This is a genomic window from Bacillus sp. JJ1122 (genome assembly GCF_036964885.1).
GTDB lineage: Bacteria > Bacillota > Bacilli > Bacillales > Cytobacillaceae > Mesobacillus.
The window spans coordinates 22,517-28,516 of record NZ_JBALQL010000032.1 but is presented as its reverse complement, the minus strand read 5'-3'; the positions used below and the strand labels follow the sequence as shown (position 1 = coordinate 28,516).

The 6,000-nt window shown below is 47.0% G+C and carries 4 protein-coding genes; all 4 read right to left on the bottom strand.

From position 1 onward, the window contains the following. Nucleotides 1-117: 117 nt before the first annotated feature. The 4 genes from V7201_RS18405 to pcrA all read right to left on the bottom strand — a co-directional run bounded on the left by V7201_RS18405 (nt 118) and on the right by pcrA (nt 5,996). Entirely contained in the window at nt 118-252 is a 135-nt protein-coding gene (locus V7201_RS18405) for a hypothetical protein (protein WP_335378217.1), read from the bottom strand. Between the two features lie 210 nt (nt 253-462). Next, nucleotides 463-1,671 carry a CamS family sex pheromone protein gene (locus V7201_RS18400; RefSeq protein ID WP_335378216.1) on the bottom strand — a complete coding sequence of 403 codons (1,209 nt, stop codon included), beginning with the start codon at nt 1,669-1,671 and terminating at the stop codon, nt 463-465. 14 nt (nt 1,672-1,685) lie between these two features. Continuing rightward, nucleotides 1,686-3,692 (bottom strand): NAD-dependent DNA ligase LigA, encoded by a 2,007-nt coding sequence (gene ligA / locus V7201_RS18395; protein ID WP_335378215.1) that lies wholly within the window; start codon nt 3,690-3,692, stop codon nt 1,686-1,688. An 81-nt stretch (nt 3,693-3,773) separates the two neighbouring features. After that, complete coding sequence (pcrA, locus tag V7201_RS18390; RefSeq protein ID WP_335378214.1) at nt 3,774-5,996, bottom strand: DNA helicase PcrA; 2,223 nt, start codon at nt 5,994-5,996, stop codon at nt 3,774-3,776. Between the last annotated feature and the right edge of the window lie 4 nt (nt 5,997-6,000).

Here is a 6,000-nt window from a genome sequence, read left to right as displayed (position 1 = left end):
GACCTTTCCGTTGTAAAATTTCACCTCGAATGGTCGTTATATAGATTCTTATGACCTTTCAGTTGAAAAAACCTCATAACCTATGGTCTTGATATAACCGTTACTAGCTCCTGAAACTTATTTCATCTTGGCCAGCTTCTTATTGACCTCTGCTATTTCCTTCTCGACCTCGTAAAGATTTTTCTGCATCCGGTCCCTGCGAGCGGTGAGTACACTTAGCTGTTCCTTAAGTTCTTCTTTCTTTTCAGACATTAGCCCTTGCCCTCCATTGAATGTTTATATTGGGTCCACTTCCCGGATTCGACACCATCGTAGTCTCCCTCGATGGTGGTGCGATTATGAAAAATAAAAACTTCCTTTTTCGGGAATCCTTTAACTATGTACAGTACTGTAGCGATGAAAGTTTTTCCCCATAAAAAGAAACAAAGTGCCGCAGCTCTTTGCTTCTTTTACTAAATTCCCTTATTGATAAATATGGACAAACGGTTCATCCTGGTCCGGTTTCTTTACAATCAATGCTTCCGGTCCCATTACTGAGGAAATATTGACCTGCACAGATACATAGCTCGGGAAATGCTCCATGACAAGCCCCGTTACGTACTGGGTGAAACCAATGGCTTCGGCTTTTCCGTAGAACTGGATTGGAATATTGATATTCAGCTCTTGAAGCTGGCCATCTAGATAAAATCCCTTTCCAATGACTCCATTGAAGTTAGGAAAATAGGTTTCCACGTCTTGCTTGAAGTTCTGGAAAAAGGTTAAGTCATCCCTGTGGTCCTTCTGTGCTTGGTCTGATGGGAACAGGATATACTCTTCCTTTACATCCTTCCAGCTGCCGATATTGTTGCTTCCCTGGGATACCTCGGCATATGCAAAGAAGTTTCCTGGAACGACAGACGATCTGCTTTGCTGTTCGAACAGGCCGACTGTAATCGGCACATCGCTTAATTCCTTGATTCCCCTTAGCCTGTTGACGACTTCCTGGGCCATTTGCTTGCCTTCTTTTTCAAGGACAGCACGGGAAATATTTTTTTCATAAACAGCGCCATACTTTTCTTTCGTGTAGTAGTGGACGGAATTCATCGCCAGCCCGATTGCCACGCCGCCTAACTGGTACGTTCCTTTTTCTCCGCCTACTTTCACTAAGTAGTCGTGTTCAAGGATGTGGGCGAGGTAAATCGGGTTCTTCTTATTTCGTTCATGCACATCACCTGTCCCAGGATCGGCAGGATTTAATCCTGGATTGTCCACCGTGACCTTTGTCTTTTTCGATTTCTTTTTCAATTCATCTTCCTTGGCCTTAACCTGAGCATCGGTCATTTTTCGGTTAAGCCAGGATGTCACAGTGTCACCATCAAGGTACTGCCCTTCCTTGAAAACGTATTGATCTGTAGAAAATGAGTTTTGCGCAATGCGCATCAAGCCGGTTTCGAACTCGGTGATGTCATAGCGCGTATTTAAATTATTTACGACCATGCCGCGGGCTTCCCCAGGCTCAAACGGCATGATGGTCCGGTAATATTCGTCCGAAATCTTGTATTTCGGGATAATCGCTTTTTCTTTCGTATCATCATCCTTCTTCTGGACGACCTCTTCCTGCTTTTGAAAATTAGGGGCACAGGCTGTCAGCAAAAGGACAAGAGATAAAGCGACCATTGAGAGCTTCCTCATGGTGTTTACACCTCTTATTTATTTAATTCTTCAAGCATTCTCTCCTCGTTCCACACTTCAATCCCCAGGCTTTCTGCTTTTGTCAGTTTCGATCCGGCATCTTCACCTGCGATGACCAAATCTGTCTTCTTGCTCACGCTTCCGGCTACGTTGCCGCCAAGCGCTTCGATTTTTTCCTTCGCTTCGTTTCGTCCCATTTGCTCAAGCTTTCCTGTCAGCACGACCGTTTTACCCGCAAAGAATGAATCTGAATCCAGAGCGGACACCTTACGTGGACCATTGTATTCCATGTTAACGCCGACAGCCTTCAGCTCAGAAACTAATTCTTTTACCTCATCATTGTCAAAATACATGACAACTGAATCGGCCATTTTGTCGCCGATTTCGTTGATCGCTGTCAATTGGTCACGTGTAGCTTCCATCAGCTGGTCCATCGTGCCAAATTCCTGAGCAAGCGTTTTGGCTGCTTTCGCTCCGACAAGGCGGATGCCAAGGCCGAACAATAGCTTTTCCAGCGAATTTGCTTTTGAAGCATCGATCGCTGACAGCAGGTTGTTGACGGACTTTTCGCCCATCCGCTCGAGTGCAAGCAGCTGCTCGCGAGTCAGTTTGTAAATATCGGCAACGTCCTTGATCAGCTGTTCAGCAAACAGCTGGCTGACCACTCTTTCGCCCAGTCCGTCGATGTTCATCGCATCGCGGGAAACAAAATGGATCAAGCCTTCCCTGATTTGCGCCGGGCACTTAGGATTGATGCAGCGAAGTGCGACTTCCCCTTCAATCCTGACAAGCTCGCTTTCGCATTCAGGGCAATGGGTCGGCATATGGAATTCAATTTCATCGCCAGTCCGTTGCTCTGCAAGAACGTTCACAACCTCCGGAATGATGTCCCCGGCTTTTTTCACGACCACTTTATCGCCGATTTTAATATCCTTTTCACGGATCAGATCTTCATTGTGCAACGATGCTCGTCCAACCGTCGTACCCGCAACCTGAACAGGCTCTAAAATGGCAGTAGGAGTAACAACCCCTGTGCGTCCAACACTCAATTCAATATCCTTCAAAGTTGTGACGACTTCTTCAGCCGGGAACTTGAAAGCGATGGCCCAGCGAGGGCTTTTCGCGGTGGTACCAAGCTCTGCCTGCTGATCAAACGAATCGACTTTAATGACGATGCCATCAATATCATACGGAAGATTCGGTCGCTTTTCGACCCATCCGTTTACATATTCAATGACACCTTCAATGTCAGCAACCTTGCGTCGTTCTTTATTTGTCTTGAAGCCCAGCTTTTCAAGGTAATCCAGACCTTCGCTGTGAGACTCGATTCCTGTATTGCCGAGATCAGCAATACCATAAAGAAATACATCAAGGCTCCGTGAAGCAGCAATTTTAGGATCAAGCTGGCGCAGTGAGCCTGCAGCCGCATTGCGAGGATTCGCGAATGGTTCCTCTTCCCTCTCAAGTCTCGCCTTGTTCAATTTTTCAAAGGACTTCTTTGGCATGAATGCTTCACCACGAACCTCCAGCGAAACAGGATCCTTCAGGCGGATCGGCAAGGAGCGGATTGTCCTAAGATTAGACGTAATATCCTCACCCGTCGTTCCATCCCCCCGTGTCGCCCCACGGATAAACATACCGTCTTCATAAATGAGCGAAACAGCAAGCCCATCGATTTTCAGCTCGCAAACATAGGCAACATTTTCGCCAACACCCTGGCGGACTCGGCGATCGAAATCACGTAGATCCTGTTCATCAAACGCGTTGCCCAGGCTTAACATTGGCGTGGCATGCTGCACTTTATTGAACATCGTTAAAACCTCGCCGCCGACACGCAGTGTTGGTGAATCAGGGGTCTGCAATTCGGGGAATTGCTCTTCAATTTCGATCAACTCTCGTAACAAGCGGTCGTATTCAGCATCAGGAACCGACGGCTGGTCGAGGACATGATATTCATAACTATATTGATTAAGCAGGTTCTGCAAATCCTTAGCTTTGTTTTCAGCGCTCTGAAAATCCATAAATCCAGCCCTTTCATAAATAGCGTTAAATTTAATGATGATTACGCTTTTTGGATTGGAGCAAATTTTACAAGCAGTCGTTTACGCCTTTTGAATCGGCGCGAATTTTGCCAGCAGTCGTTTGATTCCTGTTGGGCTTGGGAACGCGATATCTAGCTCCATTCCTTCGCCGGATCCTTTTACGCTGACAACTGTGCCTGTTCCCCACTTGCCGTGCTGCGCTTTGTCTCCAACCTTCCATCCGATTTCCCCGCCGCCGCTTGAGGCTGCAACTGGACGGGCAACTGCACCACGCTGTGGGATTGCCGGTCTTGCTGCTGGTCTGCCGCCGCTTACTGGTGTAGATCTCTTCGGTTTCGGGGCAGCATCTTCGACCAATTCAGCCGGGATTTCCTTAATGAACCTTGATTCCGGGTTCATATTTGTACGGCCAAACAAGGTACGCATCTGGGCATTCGTGATGAACAGTTCTTCTTCTGCACGTGTAATTCCGACATATGCCAGACGGCGCTCTTCCTCCATCTCCATCTCTTCCATCAAAGAACGGCTGTGCGGGAATACACCCTCTTCCAAGCCAATCAAGAAGACGACTGGAAACTCAAGACCCTTCGCGGAGTGGAGCGTCATCAGTGTGACAACATCCGTCTTCTTCTGGCCGTCATCATCGAGACGGTCAATGTCAGCGACTAGCGCCAAATCAGTCAGGAATGCGACAAGAGATTTATCTTCACTGCTTTCTTCAAAGCTGTTTGTTACGGTTAAAAATTCATCCAGGTTCTCAAGACGACTTTGAGACTCAATCGATTTTTCCGCCTTCAGCATGTCTCGGTATCCGGTCTTATCAAGAACTTCCTCTACTAGCTCCGTTACAGAAAGATATTCCTGCTGCTGTGTGTAGTTACGGATCAGATTACGGAATTCGATGGCCGCCTTTTCCGCTTTCGGGCTGAGGCCGATCATCTCAATGGTATCAAGCGCCTGGTACATCGATAGGTCATGCATCGTTGCGAAGTTGGCGATTTTATCGATTGAAGTTGAGCCGATTGCGCGCTTCGGCACATTGATGACCCTCTGCAAACTGATATCATCATCAGGATTTGAAATCAAACGAAGGTACGCAAGGACATCCTTGATTTCTTTTCTGTCATAGAACTTGATGCCGCCGACAATGTTGTAATCGATGTTTGACTTCAGGAATGATTCCTCGATTACACGGGACTGGGCATTCGTTCTGTATAAAATCGCAATATCAGAAAGCTTGCGTCCGTTCCTCAGGAGCTCCTGAATTTTACCGATGACAAACTGGGCTTCACCCTGCTCGCTGTCTGCACGATAATACATGATTTTGTTGCCTTCTGCGTTTTCCGTCCAGAGGTTCTTCGGCTTACGGTTCATATTGTTCTGGATGACCATATTAGCTGCTAAAAGAATCTTTTTTGTAGAGCGGTAGTTTTGCTCAAGTAAGATGACAGACGCATTCGGGTAATCCTTTTCGAATGATAGGATGTTTGCGATGTCAGCTCCTCGCCAGCGATAGATCGACTGGTCCGAGTCACCAACTACACATAGATTCTGGAAGCGTTGCGCAAGTAATTTTACAAGCATATATTGCGCCCTGTTCGTATCCTGGTACTCATCGACGTGAATATACTGGAACTTGCGCTGATAGTATTCAAGCACTTCCGGCACACGGATGAACAGCGTAATCGTCGACATGATCAAGTCATCAAAATCGAGCGCATTGTTTTTACGGAGCCTGCGCTGGTATTCTTCATACACATCGCTGACCTTTTGCGAGAAGTAATCACCAGCCGTTTTCGCGTATTCCTCCGGTGTAATCAGTTCGTTTTTCGCCGAGCTGATTGTTCCAAGAATCGCACGCGGATCGAATTTCTTCGGGTCCATGTTCTTGTCTTTCAGAATCGATTTAATAACTGACTGCTGGTCCGTCGAATCGAGGATCGTGAAGTTGCGGTTGAAGCCAAGACGATCGATGTCCCGGCGCAAAATACGCACGCACATGGAGTGGAACGTTGAAATCCAGATATCATCTGCAGCGCCGCCCATCATCTTATGAATCCTCTCGCGCATTTCACGCGCTGCTTTATTCGTGAACGTAATCGCTAGGATGTTATAAGGGTTTACTCCTTTTTCCACCATTAAATACGCAATCCTGTGCGTCAAAACCCTCGTCTTGCCACTGCCCGCACCAGCCATCAACAATAACGGCCCGTCCAATGTCTTGACAGCCTTCTGCTGCTCCGGGTTCAAACCATTCAATAATTTATCCGTCAAAAATTGCACATTC

Coding starts and splice junctions, on each gene's coding strand:
- ligA (WP_335378215.1), bottom strand. CDS start 3,692: ATGGATTTTCAGAGCGCTGAAAACAAAGCTAAGGATTTGCAGAACCTG.
- V7201_RS18400 (WP_335378216.1), bottom strand. CDS start 1,671: ATGAGGAAGCTCTCAATGGTCGCTTTATCTCTTGTCCTTTTGCTGACA.
- V7201_RS18405 (WP_335378217.1), bottom strand. CDS start 252: ATGTCTGAAAAGAAAGAAGAACTTAAGGAACAGCTAAGTGTACTCACC.